Annotated in this window: 19 protein-coding genes; 12 read left to right on the forward strand and 7 right to left on the reverse strand. The window is 37.2% G+C overall.

All coding sequences use genetic code 11. The features are described from left to right. The first annotated feature begins 9 nt into the window (after positions 1–9). Entirely contained in the window at positions 10–1,791 is a 1,782-nt protein-coding gene (locus tag ACWV26_RS07945) for a sulfatase-like hydrolase/transferase (protein WP_455897808.1), read from the forward strand. Between the two features lie 414 nt (positions 1,792–2,205). Further along, entirely contained in the window at positions 2,206–2,493 is a 288-nt protein-coding gene (locus ACWV26_RS07950) for a hypothetical protein (RefSeq protein ID WP_455897809.1), read from the forward strand. A gap of 361 nt (positions 2,494–2,854) precedes the next feature. Here ACWV26_RS07950 and ACWV26_RS07955 read toward each other — a convergent pair whose 3' ends face one another. The 3 genes from ACWV26_RS07955 to fdhF (ACWV26_RS07965) are packed head-to-tail and all read right to left on the reverse strand — an operon-like array spanning position 2,855 to position 7,334. Next, entirely contained in the window at positions 2,855–3,901 is a 1,047-nt protein-coding gene (locus ACWV26_RS07955; protein WP_455897810.1) for a P-loop NTPase, read from the reverse strand. 16 nt (positions 3,902–3,917) lie between these two features. Beyond that, positions 3,918–4,394, reverse strand: a complete 477-nt coding sequence (locus tag ACWV26_RS07960; protein WP_455897811.1) for a DUF1641 domain-containing protein — start codon at positions 4,392–4,394, stop codon at positions 3,918–3,920. 15 nt (positions 4,395–4,409) lie between these two features. Then, the gene (gene fdhF / locus ACWV26_RS07965) at positions 4,410–7,334 is read right to left on the reverse strand and encodes a formate dehydrogenase subunit alpha (RefSeq protein WP_455897812.1); all 2,925 of its coding nucleotides are present in this window, start codon (positions 7,332–7,334) and stop codon (positions 4,410–4,412) included. Positions 7,335–7,953: 619 nt separating this feature from the next. Between fdhF (ACWV26_RS07965) and ACWV26_RS07970 the strand changes: the two genes are divergently transcribed. From ACWV26_RS07970 to moaA, 3 genes are read left to right on the forward strand one after another with little or no spacing between them, the layout of a single operon-like run. Then, positions 7,954–8,301, forward strand: coding sequence for a DUF2294 domain-containing protein (locus ACWV26_RS07970; RefSeq protein ID WP_455897813.1), 348 nt, complete (start codon positions 7,954–7,956; stop codon positions 8,299–8,301). 12 nt (positions 8,302–8,313) lie between these two features. Then, positions 8,314–9,123 (forward strand): formate dehydrogenase accessory sulfurtransferase FdhD, encoded by an 810-nt coding sequence (gene fdhD, locus ACWV26_RS07975; protein WP_455897814.1) that lies wholly within the window; start codon positions 8,314–8,316, stop codon positions 9,121–9,123. A gap of 2 nt (positions 9,124–9,125) precedes the next feature. Beyond that, the gene (moaA, locus tag ACWV26_RS07980) at positions 9,126–10,142 is read left to right on the forward strand and encodes a GTP 3',8-cyclase MoaA (protein ID WP_455898204.1); all 1,017 of its coding nucleotides are present in this window, start codon (positions 9,126–9,128) and stop codon (positions 10,140–10,142) included. 44 nt (positions 10,143–10,186) lie between these two features. Here moaA and moaC read toward each other — a convergent pair whose 3' ends face one another. From moaC to ACWV26_RS07995, 3 genes are read right to left on the reverse strand one after another with little or no spacing between them, the layout of a single operon-like run. Next, complete coding sequence (gene moaC, locus ACWV26_RS07985) at positions 10,187–10,669, reverse strand: cyclic pyranopterin monophosphate synthase MoaC (RefSeq protein WP_455897815.1); 483 nt, start codon at positions 10,667–10,669, stop codon at positions 10,187–10,189. Beyond that, complete coding sequence (locus ACWV26_RS07990; protein WP_455897816.1) at positions 10,662–11,252, reverse strand: molybdenum cofactor guanylyltransferase; 591 nt, start codon at positions 11,250–11,252, stop codon at positions 10,662–10,664. The genes moaC and ACWV26_RS07990 overlap by 8 nt, the downstream gene beginning before the upstream one ends. Then, a complete protein-coding gene (locus ACWV26_RS07995) occupies positions 11,249–11,743 on the reverse strand; it encodes a MogA/MoaB family molybdenum cofactor biosynthesis protein (protein ID WP_455897817.1) in 495 nt (164 codons plus the stop codon). Before ACWV26_RS07995 ends, ACWV26_RS07990 begins: the two co-directional genes overlap by 4 nt. Before the next feature lie 116 nt (positions 11,744–11,859). Here ACWV26_RS07995 and ACWV26_RS08000 point away from each other — a divergent pair, with 116 nt between their 5' ends. From ACWV26_RS08000 to moaD, 5 genes are read left to right on the forward strand one after another with little or no spacing between them, the layout of a single operon-like run. Beyond that, positions 11,860–12,876 carry a thiazole biosynthesis adenylyltransferase ThiF gene (locus ACWV26_RS08000; protein ID WP_455897818.1) on the forward strand — a complete coding sequence of 339 codons (1,017 nt, stop codon included), beginning with the start codon at positions 11,860–11,862 and terminating at the stop codon, positions 12,874–12,876. Between the two features lie 13 nt (positions 12,877–12,889). Further along, entirely contained in the window at positions 12,890–14,179 is a 1,290-nt protein-coding gene (locus ACWV26_RS08005) for a molybdopterin molybdotransferase MoeA (protein WP_455897819.1), read from the forward strand. Next, positions 14,143–14,667 carry a molybdopterin-guanine dinucleotide biosynthesis protein B gene (mobB, locus tag ACWV26_RS08010; protein ID WP_455897820.1) on the forward strand — a complete coding sequence of 175 codons (525 nt, stop codon included), beginning with the start codon at positions 14,143–14,145 and terminating at the stop codon, positions 14,665–14,667. Before ACWV26_RS08005 ends, mobB begins: the two co-directional genes overlap by 37 nt. After that, positions 14,664–15,140: a molybdenum cofactor biosynthesis protein MoaE gene (locus ACWV26_RS08015; RefSeq protein ID WP_455897821.1), complete on the forward strand. Its 477-nt coding sequence runs from the start codon at positions 14,664–14,666 to the stop codon at positions 15,138–15,140. Before mobB ends, ACWV26_RS08015 begins: the two co-directional genes overlap by 4 nt. After that, positions 15,137–15,370: a molybdopterin converting factor subunit 1 gene (moaD, locus tag ACWV26_RS08020; protein ID WP_455897822.1), complete on the forward strand. Its 234-nt coding sequence runs from the start codon at positions 15,137–15,139 to the stop codon at positions 15,368–15,370. The genes ACWV26_RS08015 and moaD overlap by 4 nt, the downstream gene beginning before the upstream one ends. A gap of 129 nt (positions 15,371–15,499) precedes the next feature. On the opposite strand, the gene ACWV26_RS08025 is transcribed toward moaD, so the two are convergent. Beyond that, a complete protein-coding gene (locus ACWV26_RS08025) occupies positions 15,500–15,718 on the reverse strand; it encodes a PCI domain-containing protein (protein WP_455897823.1) in 219 nt (72 codons plus the stop codon). Between the two features lie 263 nt (positions 15,719–15,981). On the opposite strand from ACWV26_RS08025, the gene fdhF (ACWV26_RS08030) reads away from it, so the two are divergent. Next, the gene (gene fdhF, locus ACWV26_RS08030) at positions 15,982–18,963 is read left to right on the forward strand and encodes a formate dehydrogenase subunit alpha (RefSeq protein WP_455897824.1); all 2,982 of its coding nucleotides are present in this window, start codon (positions 15,982–15,984) and stop codon (positions 18,961–18,963) included. Continuing rightward, positions 18,938–19,435 carry a DUF1641 domain-containing protein gene (locus tag ACWV26_RS08035; RefSeq protein WP_455897825.1) on the forward strand — a complete coding sequence of 166 codons (498 nt, stop codon included), beginning with the start codon at positions 18,938–18,940 and terminating at the stop codon, positions 19,433–19,435. Before fdhF (ACWV26_RS08030) ends, ACWV26_RS08035 begins: the two co-directional genes overlap by 26 nt. Positions 19,436–19,439: the final 4 nt, after the last annotated feature.

Below are 19,439 nucleotides of genomic sequence, written 5' to 3' on the forward strand. Positions count from 1 at the left end.
AGGAATTGAATGAGACAAGGACGTAAAAATGAGTCGAGTAGTATCGAACATCATCTAAAACGGCCCAATTTCCTTTTTATAATCGTTGATGAGCAGCGTTTTCCTACCGCTTATGACAATGAAGAATTAAATGAATGGCGTAAATTGAATTTGAAAACACAAGAACTGTTAAGTGAAAATAGTATGAGCTTTTTAAATCATTATATTGGCAGTACGGCTTGTTCTCCGAGTAGGGCTACGCTTTTTACAGGGCAGTATCCGTCTCTCCATGGTGTGTCGCAAACATCTGGGGCTGCAAAAGAGGCATATGATGCGGATATATGTTGGCTTGATCCTAATACGGTGCCTACATTAGGAGATTATTTTAGAATTTCGGGTTATCGAACGTATTGGAAGGGAAAATGGCATATTTCAGATGAAGATATTTTGATACCAGGTACGCACGATGCATTGCCGAGTTATGATCCGAATACTGGCGTGCCCAATCTTTCAAATGTACAGAAATATTTGAATGCAAATCGCCTTGATTCTTATGGTTTTTCAGGGTGGATAGGTCCAGAACCTCACGGAGCAAATCCGAGGAATTCCGGTTCATCTGCAGCAACAGGTGTAAGTGGACGAGATGCTATTTATGCGAATGAAGTTGTTTCCTTGTTAAAAGGGTTAGAAAAAGAAAATGCACAGGAACAAAAGCCTTGGCTGATTGTCTCTTCATTCGTCAATCCACATGATATTACATTGTTTGGTCTATTTTCTCAATTGTCACCAACCTATAATTTTAAAATTGATCCGAGTGTTCCAAACATACCATCATCACCAACATCTTCCGAAACCTTACAAACGAAGCCGACAGCTCAACTTAGTTATCGTGAAACGTATCAAAAAGCACTGCAGCCAACGTTCGATACACAATTCTATCGAAAACTATATTATTCGCTCCAAAAAGAAGTAGATAATGAGATGTTCAAAGTATTGACAGCGCTTCAAAAGTCCGCTTTCTATGACAATACAATCGTTGTATTCACATCAGATCATGGGGATTTACTAGGCGCGCACGGGGGATTGTTTCAAAAGTGGCACAATGCTTATGAGGAATCCATTCACGTGCCATTCATCATCCATAATCCAAAACTCTTCCCAGTAAAACAACAAACAACTATGCTGACAAGCCATTTAGATGTAATCCCAACATTATTAGGACTTGCCAATATTTCGTCTGAAGAAGTGCAAGAAAAACTAAAAAAAGATCATACAGAAGTACATCCATTAGTTGGCCGGAATCTAACCCCATTGCTTCAAGGTAAAAAAGAATTCCCCCGTGCCCATGAACCTATTTATTTTATGACAGACGATGAATTTTCCAAAGGTTTGCATCAAGAGACGTTATTAGGAAAACCATACGAGTCAGTAGTGCAGCCCAATCACTTGGAAACAGTAATCGTCACTTTAAAGACCGGAGAAAATCATAATGAAGAAAAGTGGAAGCTTACACGTTACTACGACAACCCAAAATTCTGGAGTAATCCGGGTGTTGAAGATCTAGTGACAACGACCAAAGGGGTGATTCCTCTGACAGAAAACAGCGAAGCGACAATCAATGTCACAACACTCAAAACAACCCCAGTCCCAGAACAATTTGAGTTATACAATCTAACACAAGACCCATTTGAGGAGAAAAATCTAGCCCATCCAACATATGAAACACCACAAACAAAGACAATCCAGCAAATCTTGTTAGTAGTACTTGAAAACCAAAGGAATAAGAAGCGATTGAAGCCTAGTAAAGAATAGATTGGTGCAAAAATTCACTTTGCGAGAGCTTTAATTTCTGTTAGTTCACAGGGGATGAAGCAACAACATAGAGGGTTATAAATAAATTTTATAAAGAACCCAATTTATTATTAGTCTTTTAATTTAGGAACACGAAAGGCTAGGATAGAACTAGCTTAATAATGAAAAGGTGAAATTGAGCCCAGCCAATTTCACTTTTTCCTTTTTTACATTACTCAATTTTTGCAAAGTGGTTATAAAGAAGTGCTGACAGGTCATAGGAGGGGATGAAGCACAGGTGGATTCGGCAGAACAAAGGTTGTAGCGAATTTCTTAGGAATAGGATGCCGACGGATATTCTGCACGGCAGAAAATCAATACAAGTAGTATAATATAATAGGAAGAAACTCAAAATTAGAAGGATGGGAAACCATAATGAATGAGCAATTAGTAGATTGGATTACGCGTTTTCAAAAGGAGAAAGATATCGAGGCTCTCGCTAACTTAAAAGACTATTGTTACGATATGATCGAACCTTTAATTATAGAATTTACTGAGAAATATGGTGAAGATGCTGGAGAATTATTACGTTTAAAATGGGATAAAAGGTTTTATTTTATATTTACGAAGTATCAACTGAACGTTGGGTTGCCATTAGACAATTTTGTTAAGAATACTTATCGCTTTTATTTTATGCAGGTTTTAAAAAGGGCAGGTTATTAATAGTAGGATTATGTTGGTGAAAAATAGTCATCATCAAATTGTTTTAAGTATGACATCCAACTTTAGACAAATAAAAAAACACCTTCAATTGAATTTGGTTTTTGGGCCTAAAAATTCAATTAGAAGGTGTTATTTTTATGGTAATTAGAGTGTTAGATCTCTAAGTAGTAGAAATAAAAATAATTGATGTTTGATACGAACAAAAGTAGGGTATAGTATACCAATTAAGATTACAGATTAGGAGGATTTTCAATTTATTTAAAAAAGAAACAACCAGTCGAAGGATAAATCCTACAACTGGTTGAATGATTATTTGCTTTGTCTTCTACAGGCACTTTCTATAAAAGCACTACCTTTTATATTATAAATAAATAAGATCTTCAGCTAGATGAGTAAATACTTCTCCAATCATTGAGTCTTCGTCATAAACTGAAGAACCGGTGTTTTCCTCAGGTTGAGCAAATGGAACTCGAGCTAAGACATCTGTATGAAGTTCTTCTGCCAATTTTTGGGCACCACCCTGACCAAATAGGTAGTGTTTTTCACCATCAGCATTTTCAAAGTAAGCCATATTTTCGACTACACCGAGAATGGTATGTTTGGTATGTTGAGCCATTAGACCTGCACGTGATGCCACATGAGAAGCAGCATTGTGTGGAGTTGTCACGATTATTTCTTGTGCTTGTGGAATCATTGCTGCCACATCAATGGCAACATCTCCTGTACCGGGTGGTAAATCTAATAGGAGATAATCTAATTCTCCCCAGTGAGTATTGGCAAGAAAATTGCGAATCCATTTGTTGAGCATTGGGCCGCGCCACATGACAGGTTGATTTTCCTTTGTGAAAAAGCCCATCGACATAATTTTCACACCATCGCTCTCTACCGGAATAGCAGTTTGGTCAATCATTGTTGGTTTTTGATCAATCTTCATCATCGCTGGAATACTAAAGCCATAAATATCCGCATCTAAAATCCCAACATTTTTTCCAAGCCGTGCAAGGGCTGTAGCTAAATTAATTGTTACAGTCGACTTACCGACACCACCCTTACCACTCGTTACAGCAATAAATTTGACGCCAGAATCAGGTTGCAGCATTTTAGGCATACCTTGATTTGTTAGATTTTGAGATTTTAAAGAAGCAGTTAAATTGCGACGTTCTTCATCTGTCATTGAACCAAATTGAATAGAGACACTGGAAGCACCAATATTCTTTAAAGCTTGTTCAATATCCTGTTGAATTTTTGCTTTAAGAGGACACCCTTGAATCGTTAAGGTAACGTCAAGTGAAATTTGAGTACCGTCAACCTTTATATTGCGAACCATATTTAACTCCACGATACTTTTCTGAAGTTCCGGGTCCAAAACATACTTTAATGCATTTAAAATACTTTCGTTTGTTAACATCTCAAAATCCTCCTTTCTATTTTAAATTTTTGCCAAGTCCTTTTAAGAAGTGAATGCCAAAGTTCATGGCACGATTAACATCGGGATCATTTAGCAGTTTTACCAGCTTGAAGGCACTGACTTTTTCATCAGCTTCCACCGCTTTGTTTGCTTCATCTAATCCAGTAGTTAGACTATTAATAAGTTTAGTTGTTGTTTCTGGGTCGATAGCCGTTAAAGCACCTGCAGCACCCATTAAATTGTTAATCATATTTGTAACAGGTTTACGGGTCAACTGACCTAGTGCGATATGGGCAACTTCCTCTTTTGCTTCTAGAAGCTTTTTAGCTGCATCAAGTGCTCCAATATCATTTAGTTCTGACATGATTGTAAAGACTTGATTGAGTGTATCTTGATTTTCTGAAAGCAGCAGTTTTAAATTCTCTAATTTTTGTTCCTTTATTTGTTCATCAGTTAATTGTTGCTTTTTAATGGTATTAATTGGTGCAGCCATGCTTTCACTCCTCCATTAATTTGTTGTTAAGTGAACGTAGCCAGGACGATCCCATTTCCGTTGTACTTCGACACCATTTTGTGGGTGACGTTTTTTATTTCTTGGATTTGTTCTAGGGAGTGGTGATTTTCCTTTTCCTTTCAAAACTTCCACTCGTACTTTTGTTTGTTTGTATGCAGGTGTTGATGTATTAACGTCTGCAGCTGGACCCGTTAAGAAGTTAATCGCTGAATCTTTGCTAACAGAGTTCATTGGCAAGAATAGCTCGTTTCCTTGCACGCGATCTGTTACGAGTGCATTTAATTTTAATGCGCCGTATGGAGACACTAAACGTAAGAGTGTTCCATCTTTAATTCCTCGCTCTTTTGCAAATTCTGGTGATACTTCAACGAAGATTTCAGGTACTTTCGATTGAATACCTTTTGATTTATTTGTCATGTTTCCTTCGTGGAAGTGTTCTAACATCCGACCATTATTAATAAGACAATCGTACTGTGCTTCAAATTCAACAGGTTTTACCCAATCGTTTAAAGCAAAGCGAGCTTTTTGGTCAGGGAAGTTAAAGCCATCTTCATAGAGTAAAGGTGTATCTTTACCATCATGGCTACCCCAACAGAAGCTGCCCCAATTTTCTAATACATCGTAGTTCGCTTGAGAGAAAATTGGTGAAAGACTAGCCATTTCCTCAAAGATTTCACTAGGGTGATTGTAGTTCCAATCTGCTCCTAGTCGTTTAGCTACTAATTGAAGGATTTCCCAATCTGCTTTTGATTCACCAAGTGTTGGTAAAACTTGATATAGGCGCTGAACACGACGTTCTGTATTCGTAAAAGTACCTTCTTTTTCAAGGGATGGTGCTGCTGGCAAGATAACATCTGCATATTGTGCTGTACGTGATAAGAAAACATCTTGGACAACAAAGAAGTCTAATTGAGAAAGAACTTCATCTACATGATTGGCATCAGCGTCTACTAGAGCCATATCTTCACCAACTAAATACATAGCTTTCATTTTACCTTCCGTAATTGCATGTAACATTTGCGGATTCGTACGACCCGGTTGCGATTGAATCGTTACGCCATATGCTTTTTCAAACTTAGCACGTGCTTGATCATCCGTTACTTTTTGATAACCTGGCAATAGGTTTGGCAATGTACCCATATCACAAGCACCTTGCACGTTATTGTGTCCGCGAAGAGGGTAGGCTCCTGCGCCTGGACGACGATAATTACCAGTAGCTAAAAGGAGATTTGAAATAGCTGCAGATGTATACGAACCACCCGTATTTTGTGTAACCCCCATACCCCAAAGAACACATGTACCGTCTGCATCACGAATTATTTCGGCTACATTTATCAAGACCTCTTTTGAAATACCTGTCATTTCTTCAGCGTAGTCGAGTGTGTATTTTTCAAGGACATGTTTGAAATCATCAAATGAATTGACATTTTCATTAATAAAAGCTTCATCATGCCAACCTTGATCAATCATATATTTTGTCACGGCCATTAACCAAACTTGGTCAGTACCTTGTTTTGGACGTATGAAGATGTCAGAGCGCTCAGCCATTTCGTGCTTACGAACATCGGCAACAATTAACTTTTGACCATGTAATTTATGAGCACGTTTTACTCGAGTCGCTAAAACAGGGTGACCTTCTGCAGGGTTTGCCCCAACAATAATGACAAGTCCAGCTTTCGCAATATCTTTAATTGTTCCTGCATCACCACCAAAACCAACTGTGCGCAATAAGCCGTCTGTAGCTGGAGATTGACAATAACGTGAGCAGTTATCTACGTCATTTGTTTCAAACAATTGACGTGCCATTTTTTGAATTAAGTAATTATCTTCATTTGTAATTTTTGAAGAAGAGATAAAACCGACAGAACCAGGACCATATTCTTTTTGAATACCGCCAAGCTTATTCGCAATCAAATCTAAAGCTTCATCCCATGATGATTCAACAAATTCATCGTTTTTACGAATTAATGGTTTTGTAATGCGTTCGTCAGAGTTGACGAAGTCCCAACCAAATTTCCCTTTTATACAAGTAGAAACCGCATTTACAGGACCTTCAGAAGGTTGCACTTTTAAAATTTTGCGGCCTTTTGTCCAAACTTCAAAGGAGCAGCCGACACCACAAAAAGTACAAACGGTTTTTGTTTTTTTAGTACGTTTACTTCGCATAGCAGCTTCGACTTCAGAAACGGCGAAGATACCGCTATATCCTGGTTCAACTTCTTTGATTAAACCGACCATAGGATCCAACATATCTTGTTTAAGACCAGTCATAAAACCAGCTTCTCCAAGCATCGATTTTTCCATTAAAGCGTTACATGGACAAACCGTTACACATTGTCCGCAACTTACACATGAAGAATCATTAATATTAACGCCTTCATCCCAAATAACGCGTGGTCTTTCTGCTTCCCAATCTATGGATAATGTTTCATTGACCTGTAAGTTTTGGCAAACCTCTACACATTGTCCGCAAGCGATACATTGATTCGGGTCATAACGGTAAAATGGATGTGTCATGTCCACTTCATATGGTTCCACTTTTGGTTGATAAGGATATTTTTGATGTTCAATTTCCATCATTTCTGCTGTGTTATGTAATGCACAGTTCCCATTGTTATTATCACAAACAGTACAGTACAATAAGTGATTTTCTAGTAAACGGTCCATTGCTTCTGTTTGTGCTGCTTTCGCTTTGTCAGAAGTAAGTTGGACATTCATACCGTCTACCGCTTTCGTTGAACAAGATCGAACGAGTTGTCCATCCACTTCAACAATACAAGTATCACAAGTTTGAATAGGGTCAACGGATGGTACATGGCAAATTTGTGGATGGGGTATGCCATTTTGATTAATTGTATCAAGGATTGTAGCTCCTTCTGATACTTCATAGGATAAACCATTAATGTTAATTTTAGTCAAAGTAAATTCCTCCTTTTGCTATTTGACAATTATATGACACCAGGTTAATGGTTATGGTAAAGCCGGAAAAGTATGTAGAGTTAGTTATTCTAGATAATAAAAGTTTAGTTTTACTTTGTTAAAAGAATCTTCTTGAACTCTATCCTGGATTTATCGTGTCCCTAGACTGTAGTCGTTTAGACAGTCATTGACGAAGTGACATAATGTTGACATGCTCAAAAAATAAAAAATCCACCATGAAAACGGCATGATGTACACATGCTGATTAATCATGGTGGATAAAATTCTTAGCAAGCCGTGCTAAAAACTCAATCTACTTTATTTTTTAAATTTAACAATAGAATTCAAATATTAAAAATTAATATGTAATAAGTTTTGTTTTTTACTAAAACTAAAACATAAAAACCGAAAATACATCAATTCCATTTGTAATTACTTTAAGTATAACGTTTACATTCCAAATCGACAATAGAGAAAATGTTATCTAAATTTTCACTAATTACGAACAATTATTTTCTCTTTGATTTTTTTTGAATTTGCTATATTATTATCAAACGATAAGGTTGTCTCACCTAAAAAAGGCAATGAATACTTTATTTACGTTGGGGGGGTTGTCAAAATGTCCAAAAAAGTACATGAATTTAATGATATTATTAGAAAATTACGGAAAGAATTATTTGGAAAAGGACCTGAGCGTATTCATACGGTTTTTACCGATAACATGGCTGTTTCAACCTTGTATGGTAATTTAACACCAACTGAAAGATTTATTTCTACTACACCAGAAGGTGCAAGAATGGTTCATGCTGCACGTACAAGTATGATTAAAAATTTGTATAGTGAAGCAACTCCTGAAGGAATGGATGAATTGATGGGCACAAAGCTGCTCCATTTATTTACAGATATTAAAATTGAAGAAGATATTGCAATTTCTGTATTTATTTTTGAAGATAAAATTAATGAATAAAGAGGATGCCTTATGAAAAATGCTGTAACTCGAGAGATACTGCGTATTGAAAATAATAAAGTCAAGGAAGTAGAAGATATAGTTGTCACAGAATACGCTGTCACAGTTAAGATTAATCAGCAAGAATTTGTTACGATGGTTTGCACACCCGAGTATGTAGAAGATATGGTAACGGGATATTTAGCTTCGGAACGAATAATTCGTAACGTTGAAGATATTGAAGATATTTGGTACCAGGAAAAAGAAGGGTTTGTGCATATAAAAACTAAGAAAATCAATCCAATTTCTCAACAACTGCAAAATAAACGCTACATTACTTCTTGTTGTGGTATGAGTCGACAAGGTTTTGTTTTCGCTAATGATGCATTAACATCCAAAAAAATGGAAGATATTCATGTGCGTATTACAACAGACGATTGTTTTCGTTTAATGCGGGAAATGCAGGATTCGGCTGTAACGTTCCAAAAAACTGGCGGTGTTCATAATGCTGCGCTCTGTGATATGAATGGCGTTGTGATAAGCCGCATGGATATTGGGCGTCATAATGCTCTTGATAAAATTTACGGTTATTGTTTACGAAATAACATTAGCATGAAAGACAAGATTATCGTATTTAGCGGAAGGATTTCATCGGAAATTTTAATGAAGGTATCAAAAATTGGATGTGAGATTGTTTTATCTAAGTCAGCGCCTACAGAATTGGCGTTGCAGTTGGCAGAACAACTGGGGATTACAACTGTAGGATTTATTCGCCATAATACATTGAATATTTATACACATAAAGAGCGTATTCAAATGTCTAAAATGAAAGAAGGAGATTAAAAATTACACTTCTACAAGATCAATTGCAAAGACCGTTAAGAGATTTAAGAATATCAGTGACAGATCGTTGTAATTTTCGTTGTCAATATTGCATGCCAGCAGAAATATTTGGCCCGGATTTCGCCTTTTTGCCGTCCGAAAAGATATTGAGTTTTGAAGAAATCGAACGGTTAGTAAAGATTTTTGTCTCGCTAGGTGTGAAAAAAGTACGTATTACAGGTGGTGAGCCTTTACTGCGTCGAGATTTACCAAAGTTAATTGAACGCATTCATCGTATTGTTGGAGTAGAAGATATCGCTTTAACAACTAATGGCACTTTATTGAAAAAATATGCAAATGATTTGGCAAAAGCAGGGTTATCAAGAGTTTCTGTTAGCCTGGATTCACTAAATGAAGAGCGTTTTTTTGAGATGAATGGTCATCGTGGTAAAGTCAAAACGGTGTTGGAAGGTATTGAAAAAGCTGCAGAAGCAGGTTTGCACGTGAAAATCAATATGGTTGTTCAAAAAGGTGTAAATGAACAAGATATTGTTTCAATGGCGAATTTTTTTAAAGACAAAAAGCATATTCTTCGCTTTATAGAATATATGGATGTAGGTAACTCAAATGGGTGGAAACTGGATGACGTCGTGTCAAAGAAAGAAATTATAGATCAAATTCACCAAGTTTTCCCGTTGAAACCTGTTGAGCCCAATTATAAAGGAGAAGTAGCCAAACGTTTTCAATATCAAAAAAATCAAGGCGAGATTGGTGTTATTTCATCCGTAACAGAATCTTTTTGTTCAACTTGTTCACGTGCCCGTATTTCAGCTGAGGGGAAACTATATACCTGCTTATTTGCAACAGATGGAACAGATTTGCGAGAATTGATAAGAAGTGGGCAAGATGATGCATCAATCATCAAATGCATTTCCGACGTTTGGGAAAATAGAACAGACCGTTATTCTGATGAACGGAATGAACAGACGATGGAAAATAGGAAAAAGTCAAAAATTGAAATGTCCCACATCGGTGGTTAAAGAAAAAACAGAAAAAAAACGGCAAAATGCCGAATTTTTTCTGTTTATTTATGCATAAAGGTGCCGCTTTTACCACCCGTTTTTTGAACAAGATAGGTTTCTTTAATCACCATATTTTTATCGACGGCTTTACACATATCATAAAAAGTTAGTGCTGCGATGCTTACAGCAGTCAGTGCTTCCATTTCGACACCTGTTTTCCCGCTGCATTTTACGGCAGCTTGTAAGTGAAGTTCATATCCTTCGTCCGTTTTTGTATACTCAAATTGGAAATCAGTTCCTTGCAGCATAATCGGATGACACATGGGGATTATATCTGATGTTTTTTTGGCACCCATAATCCCCGCAATTTGTGCTACTTGCAATGGATCACCTTTTTTTATGCCACCTTGTTGGATGGCTTGATAGACTTCATCGGATAAAGTAATCGTACTGCGAGCGATGGCTGTACGTTGTGTGATTTCCTTTTCTGAAATGTCTACCATTTTGGGACGACCTTCTTCGTTCCAGTGTGTAAAATTATTCATATGTAGACTCCTTTTTATCTATTTGTGACCAATCCAGTTGTGTATTGATATTGATGAATGTTGAGCATTCCTCTTCAAATTCAAGATAACATACTCGAAGTTGCTCTAACAAGACGTTCATACTTCTCTTGTTTTGTTGGATTAATAGTTTTGCTTTTGGTAAAGCACTGCGTCGATATAAGGATGCAAGAGGTTGTATTCTAGAAGTTTGTTTAGGAACTATAGCATCATATCGATCATCGATAAAAGTAAGCATGCTTTGGACAAAATCTGCATTCATATAGGGCATATCACTGGCTACTACAAAAAACCACTCAACATCGGGGAAATTGGTCATAATGTTTTGCACTGCAGACAACGGACCTTGATGAGGATGCATTTCAATGATCATCTCAATGTTCTCTTCTGTAAACTTCGATTGCAAGTAAGCATTGGTAGCGATAATTAAAGGATGCAGTTGATTTTTTTGTAAAGCAATAAGACTGTTTTTATACAAAGGCTGACCAGCAAACGATTCAAACATTTTTGGTTGACCATACCTAGAAGATTGACCACCAGCTAAGACAACGCCAGCAATTTTCATATGCGATTCAACTCACCGACGAAATGTTGAACAGTAGGAAGAATTAGTTTGGTCATAGCAAGTGTCACGGCATTGAGGGAACCTGGTATCAGGTAGATAGCGGATTTCTCACGGCAACCTGCTGTTGCACGACTAAACATAGCTTTTGGGCCGATTTCTTCAAAGCTTAATGATCGAAACAATTCCCCAAATCCAACCATTTCTTTTTCGAAAAGGGGAAGAAGGGTTTCGAAGGTTTGATCTCTTGGTGTAAATCCTGTGCCGCCAGTGACGATGATTGTATTAATCGTTTGATTCGCACACCAATTTTTTATTTGTTTTGATATCTCAGATGGTTCATCTTTTGTTATTTGGTAGTCAATTACTTCAAATGAAGCTTCTTGTATTAAAGATTGAATTCGTTGACCACCAAGATCATCTTCCTTTTTGCGTGTGTCACTCACGGTTAAAACGGCAGCTCTTATAGAAAGTTTATGATGTGTAGGGTGCAAGATGAGGCACCTCCTTCTCCAGATTTGAATTCTTTTTTAGTTGAAAAACATTGTTTTTATTATAATGCTATAAATCAAAAGGTCAAACTTAAAATAATAGAAAGGCAAAAAAAGTTATGCATAATAGATATTCTAGACAGCAATTATTCCGTCCAATCGGAGAAAAAGGGCAGCAACAACTAAACGAAAAACATGTCCTAATTATAGGTGTTGGTGCATTGGGCAGTGCTAGCGCAGAAGCACTTGTAAGAGCAGGTGTTGGGAAGTTGACAATAATTGATCGTGATTATGTTGAGTGGAGCAACTTACAAAGACAACAACTGTATACCGAACAAGATGCCGAAGAAAAAATTCCTAAAGTCATCGCTGCAAAAAAACGGCTCCAAAGTATTAACTCAGCTGTAGAAGTTAACGGATTTGTACTTGATGCATTTTCAAACGAATTAATAGGACTACTTAAAGATGTTGATCTCATGATTGACGCAACAGATAATTTTGATGTTCGCTTTATGATGAATGATCTTGCACAAAAATATCAAATTCCATGGATTTATGGATCTTGTATTGGTAGTTATGGTGCGACTTATACGATTGTCCCAGGCAAAACGCCTTGTTTGCATTGTTTACTAAAAGTGTTGCCTAATACAGGGATGACATGTGATACGGTTGGAATTATAAGTCCAGCTGTCCAAATTGTAGCAGCTTATCAAGTTTCAGAAGCCTTAAAACTTTTAGTAGGCGATGAAGATTCCAGACGAAAATCCTACTTAACTTTCGATGTTTGGCAAAATCAGCACTACGAAATAAATGTCGAAAAAATGCGCCATGAAGATTGTCCATCTTGTGGTCAAAATCCCACATATCCATATTTGTCCTATGAAAATCAAACAAAGTTAGAGATACTATGTGGTCGTGATGCCATACAAATTCGCCCACCTAAACCGATTCACTATCATTTAGATCAGCTCGCTGTTCAACTTAGTCCGTATGGTGAAATCCAAAAAAACCCCTATTTACTATCTTGCCAAGCAACCGATTATCGTGTAGTGATTTTCCGGGATGGTCGAGTGGTAATTCATGGAATACAAGATATAGAAAAAGCTAAAAGCATTTATTATCAATTATTAGGGTAAAGGGGTGTCCAAAATGTTAGCAAAAAGAAAACCAATAGCAGTGGGAGAAGCTGTTCAACATGTCATGGAATATGCATTTCAAGAAAAAAAAGAGTATGTCTCATTATTACAAGCACATGGGCGCTTTCTAGCAGAAGATATTGCTGCAGATCAAGATGTCCCGGCATTTAATCGTTCACCTTATGATGGATATGCTATTCGTTCGGTTGATAGTCAAGAAGCAAGCTCTGATAATCCAATCACTTTTCATGTCGTGGGAGAAATTGGAGCAGGTTATGTATTTGAAGAAGTAGTAGGTGATCGAGAAGCAGTACGTATTATGACAGGCGCTCCTATCCCAAAAGGATGTGACGCAGTTGTCATGCTAGAAATAACACAGACTTTTGAAGAAAATAATCAGATGTATATGTCAATTAAGCGTTCTTTTGAAGCAGGAACAAATATATCATATAAGGGTGAGGACGTTCAAAAAGGTGAAGTGCTTATAGAAAAAGGACAATATATAAATCCTGGTGTTGTGGCTTTACTTGCTACTTTTGGTTATGATCAAGTTCCTGTTTTTAGAAAGCCAATTGTAGGTATAATTGCGACAGGAAGCGAGTTGCTCGAGCCAAGCGAATCTTTACAGCCTGGCAAAATTCGTAATAGTAATGCCTATATGATTATGGCTCAAATAGAACGAACTGGAGCAACTGTTAAATATTTTGGTAAATTAAGCGATGACCTCGATTTATGTATTAATACAGTCAAAAAAGCTTTACAGGAAGTAGATATATTAATTACAACAGGTGGCGTTTCGGTAGGTGACTATGACTACTTACCGGCTATCTATGAAGCCATTGAAGCAAAAATATTGTTTAATAAAGTGGCAATGCGACCAGGGAGTGTAACAACTGTTGCTGTTAGAGGCGGTCAATTATTATTTGGACTCTCAGGAAATCCATCAGCTTGTTATGTTGGTTTTGAACTATTTGTACGTCCTATTATTCGAAAGGCGTTTGGCAGTAATCAACCACATCTTCGCAGAGAGCTGGCTGTTTTGGGTACCGATTTTAAAAAAGCGAATCCGTTTACCCGTTTTGTTCGTGCATTTGCTTTATATGAAAATGGTCATTTAATTGCAGTTCCTTCTGGATTCGATAAATCTAGTGCGGTTTCTTCCTTAGCGAAAGCCAATGCTTTTATTGTATTACCTGGAGGATCGCGTGGATACGAAAAAGGAATGCAAGTGGATGTCTTATTGTTAGAAGATTTGCAAGGAAGTGAGTGGCCTTGGGACAACATCGTAAAATCTTACAGATAGTTGGGTATCAAAATAGTGGAAAGACAACGTTAATGGAGCAACTTATTTCACAAGCCACTACCGAAAGTCTACGTGTAGGTACAATCAAACATCATGGACATGGCGGAATCCCTATGATAGAAAATTCAAAAGATAGCTTTCGTCATGAGCAGGCTGGTGCAAGTGTGACAGCAGTAGAAGGAGAAGGTACTTTACGCATGAGCATTCATCAAAGTACCTGGAGATTAGATGACATTTTAGCCATCTACACTTCACTTGAAATGGATATCATCTTGATTGAGGGATATAAAAATGAAAGCTATTCGAAAGTTGTTCTTTTGCGAACTATAGAAGATCAAGTCTTGCTTGAAAAAGTGACCAATATCATCTGTGTAATCTATTGGCCAACTTATCCACTAGAAAAGTCGCTGAAATACCCTGCTTTTTCAATTCATGATAAAGAAAAGTATATGGAATTTTTAATGCAAGAAATGAGGGGGAAGATATGAATAAACCGTTATTTGAAATTGTAGAGAAAACAATTGACGTTGAAGAAGTAAGAAAAAAAGTAGTAAGCAGAAACGCTGGTGCTATTACGATTTTCATTGGAACAGTACGTGAAATGACAAATGTAAAGAAAACATTACATTTGGAATATCAAGCCTATCCAGCTATGGCGATTAAAATGTTTGAACAAATCTCTAAAGAGATACATGAACGATGGCCAGAAGCTAAAATCGCTATAACCCATCGTATTGGACATTTAGAAATTATGGATATTGCTGTCGTGATTGCAGTGTCATCGCCACATCGTAAAATGGCTTACCTTGCAAATGAATACGCAATTGATCGCATTAAACAAATTGTACCCATCTGGAAAAAAGAGTTTTGGGAAGATGGTACCGAATGGATTGGCGATCAATTAGAAAACGTCCCTTATTCAAAAGGAACCCCACCCATAAAAGAAGGTGATATTTCATGATTAACATATTATTATTTGCTCACTTACAAGAAACAATCGGAAAATCTGAATTAAGAGTAGACCTATCAGATTATAGTGTGGGTCAAATTAAAGAGTGGATGGAAAAACAATATCCACAACTTTCTTTACAATATACGATGACCGCTGTAAATGAGGAATTTGCAACAGATCAACTGATAGTAAAAGATGGAGATACTCTTGCTTTTATTCCACCTATAAGTGGAGGTTGAAGCATGACCGGTATACCAATTCCAACAAAAAAAGTCGGTTCCTTCATGTTAAGGAATTCGACTTTTTTTGTTTACTTGCTTATTATAATGTTGAACAGCCTAATGTAAAGAACATGGAATTGGCTTCATTTAGGATAATAGATAGATTTCATAATTTGGCGGCTCTGTTAACGTTGATTTATTTAAACGCCCTTCTTTAACTAATTCCCCCAACGTTTTTTCAACATCCTCAGGCTTTACACCAAATAAGTCAGCTATCTTTACAGTAGAGAGTGCTGTGTATTTTGGCTTTTTAGTTGAAGAAATAATCATATTATGTACACGCTTATATAATATTTCCTTATCCACTTTTTCTAACCTTCCTTCTAAATTATTCAAAAATGATTTTAAGAATCAATATTTCTTTATTATATTAACCCTTGATCGTTTTAAATATGCATGCATATCTTGTGAATTTTGAATCCGATACGATGAACCAGAAAATTATAAAAAATGTAGTTCCTCGGTTTTAGTGGCAAATTATTGATTAATCTCTATATATATTGCAAATAATAATGGAAGAAGTCTGTTCTGAAGGAGCAACTTACTAGGAATTGATAAGGAGAAAACTCATGAATAAACCTTCATTTTCCATCCAAATAAATGGGCAGGAGTACAAAGCCTATCCTAATCAAACGATTTTAGAAGTGGCCCAGGCAAATGACTCCTATATCCCAAGTATTTGTTTTCATCCCAACCTAGGTACCATTCAAACTTGTGATACATGTTTTGTAAATGTAAATGGAGAAATGGTACGGGCATGTTCAACTAAAGTAGAGCCAGGGATGAATGTAGAGACTGATTCTAAGGTTGTAAAAGATGCTCAATATGAAGCAATGTCAAGGATTTTAAAGAATCACGAACTATATTGTACAGTCTGTGACAATAATAATGGGAATTGTGTCGTTCATAATACTGCTGAATACCTGGAGATTGAACACCAAAAATATAAATTTGAAGCTAAACCATATCCCCCGGATCATTCACATCCGTTTTACCGATATGAGCCAGATCAATGTATTTTATGCGGAAGATGTGTGGAGGCTTGTCAAGATTTACAAGTGAACGAAACATTGACGATTGACTGGAATCGTGAAAAGCCTCGCGTGATTTGGGATAACGATGTACCAATTGATGAATCTTCTTGTGTTTCGTGCGGACATTGTGTAACAGTTTGCCCATGTAATGCATTAATGGAGAAATCCATGCTTGGTGAAGCGGGTTATTTAACGAATATTCCTCCCAAAATTTTAGAACCGATGATTGATTTGACTAAGGAAGTGGAACCAGGCTATAAAGAAATTTTTGCTATTTCCGAAATGGAAGCAGCGATGAGAAAGGCTAGAATCAAACGTACGAAAACGGTATGTACCTATTGTGGAGTCGGATGCAGTTTTGAAGTATGGACAAAAGATCGCAAAATTTTAAAAATTGAGCCGCAGGAGCAGTCTCCGGTTAATGGAATTTCTACTTGTGTTAAGGGAAAATGGGGCTGGGATTATGTCAATAGTGAAGAGCGTTTAACAAAACCTTTGATTCGTAAAGGAAATGAATTTGTAGAAGCAAGCTGGGGCGAAGCGCTGAAACTAATAGCGTCAAAACTATCAGGAATTAAAGAACAATATGGACCTGATTCTATCGGGTATATTGCCTCATCGAAATGTTCCAACGAGGAAAACTTCTTATTCCAAAAATTTGCCCGCGCAATTATGGGAACAAACAATGTAGATAATTGTTCAAGATATTGCCAATCTCCTGCAACGGCAGGTCTCTTACGCACAGTGGGGATTGGAGGAGATTCTGGAACTATTAGAGACATTGAAAAATCAGAGTTGATCCTAGTAATCGGTGCTAATCCAGCTGAATCACACCCTGTTCTTGCAACGCGTATTAAACGATCTCATAAGCTTCATGGACAAAAACTCATCGTTGCAGACTTACGGAAGAATGAATTAGCAGAGCGAGCTAATCTATTTATTCACCCTAAACCTAGTACAGATCTTATCTGGATATCTGCTGTGACAAAATACATTTTAGATCAAGGCTGGGAAGATAAGGAATTCTTGAGTAATCGGGTAAACGGTGTGGATAAATATATCCAATCTTTAGATAAATACACACTAGATTATGCCGAAGAGGCTACAGGACTTTCAAAAGATGAAATGATTATGGTAGCAACCATGATCCATGAATCAAAATCAGCATGCATACTATGGGCGATGGGGGTTACGCAACATAAGGGAGCAACAGATACGAGTACAGCAATCTCCAACCTCCTTCTAATCTCAGGGAATTATGGTCGTGCAGGAACAGGTGCTTACCCTCTTAGAGGGCATAATAATGTTCAAGGGGCATGTGATTTCGGGACAATGCCAGCTTGGTTTCCTGGATATGAACCGATTCAAGACGAGAAGGTTAGAAAACGTTATGAAGAGGCATGGGGAGCTACTCTGCCAAAAGATCCCGGAATGGACAATCATCAAATGCTTGAAGGGGTTAAGGAAGGAAAACTTAAAGCACTGTACTTATTCGGTGAGGAAATGGCATTAGTGGATTCTAACGTGAATTTTGTGGATTCTATGCTTGAAAAGTTAGAGTTTTTTGTTGTTCAGGATGTGTTCTTCAGTAAGACTGCCCAATTTGCTGATGTGGTTTTACCTGCAGCCCCGAGTCTTGAAAAAGACGGTACGTTCGTAAACACAGAACGTCGGATTCAAAGATTTTATAAAGTATTAGAGCCGCTTGGAGATTCCAAACCAGATTGGCTTATATTCCAAGAACTTGCAAATCTTCTTGGTGCAAAATGGGATTACCAGCATCCAAGTGAAATCATGGATGAAGCAGCAAGTCTTGCCAAATATTTTGCAGGTGTGAGTTATGAACGACTGGAAGGTTTCAATAGTCAAATCTGGCCTGTTGCTAAAGATGGTGCTGATTCGCCGCTACTGTTCGAAAAAAGGTTCGCTTTTCAGGATGGTAAAGCGAGACTTGTTCCAGTTAATTGGACGCCTCCTTATGAAGCAGGAGTTGAATATGATTTACATCTAAATAATGGTCGCTTATTAGAACATTTCCATGAAGGAAATATGACGTACAAATCTGAAGGTCTTACACATAAGGTTCCACATCCGTGGCTTGAAATTTCACCGGAGCTTGCAAAGGAAAAAAGCATTGAAGATGGCTCTTTAGTGCGTTTAACTTCCCCATACGGCCAGGTGAAAGTAAGAGCAATCGTCACAGACCGTGTAACAGGTAAGGAACTGTACTTGACGATGAATACGCAGGAAGATGAGGAAGCTGTTAACCGCCTAACGAGTAGTTATCATGACTTGGTTACACATACACCGAACTATAAAGAAATGGGTGTCAAAATGGAAGTTTTGGAGGAAAAAGGGGAGTCACCGCTGCCAAAGGTAAATTATCGATTTGGAAATCGTATACCTCAAATTAGTGTAAGAGTTGAAGAAAAGTGGAAACGTGATGATTTTACGCCAATCACGGAATTATTTAAAGCAGGGAGTGATGAACTTGGCAGAAGCGATCAAGCAAATTAAAAAAGAAATTCCCACACCTGAACAGGAGCAATCTCAAGCAATAACAGAGATTATTGCTGCCTTAGCAAACAATCGAGAAGCGATTATTTCAACCATTGGAATTATCAAACATCTCCAAGATATGGGAGTATTAAACGTTCTGAATGGGTTACTTGAAAAACGGGTGGATGTCGGAGCAATTGCCATACAGCAAATCAATCAACCGAGCATGCACAATACAATCAAAAATGGAATGAATGCTATTAAGTTCATAGGTCAATTGAATCCTGAACAATTACAAATCATTCTAAATGGAGTAAGTCGGGGTCTAGAAAAATCTGAAGAAAAAATGAATAAAAATGAGAAAGTCAGCTTATGGAAGCTTGGAAATAGTATGCGAAACGAAGAAGTAAGAACATCACTTTCTACCATGTTAGGTTTATTAGAAGGAATGGGAGAAGTGTTTCAGAAGGATAAGCAAAAGCTACACTAGAAGG

This window comes from Rummeliibacillus sp. JY-2-4R (assembly GCF_053847205.1).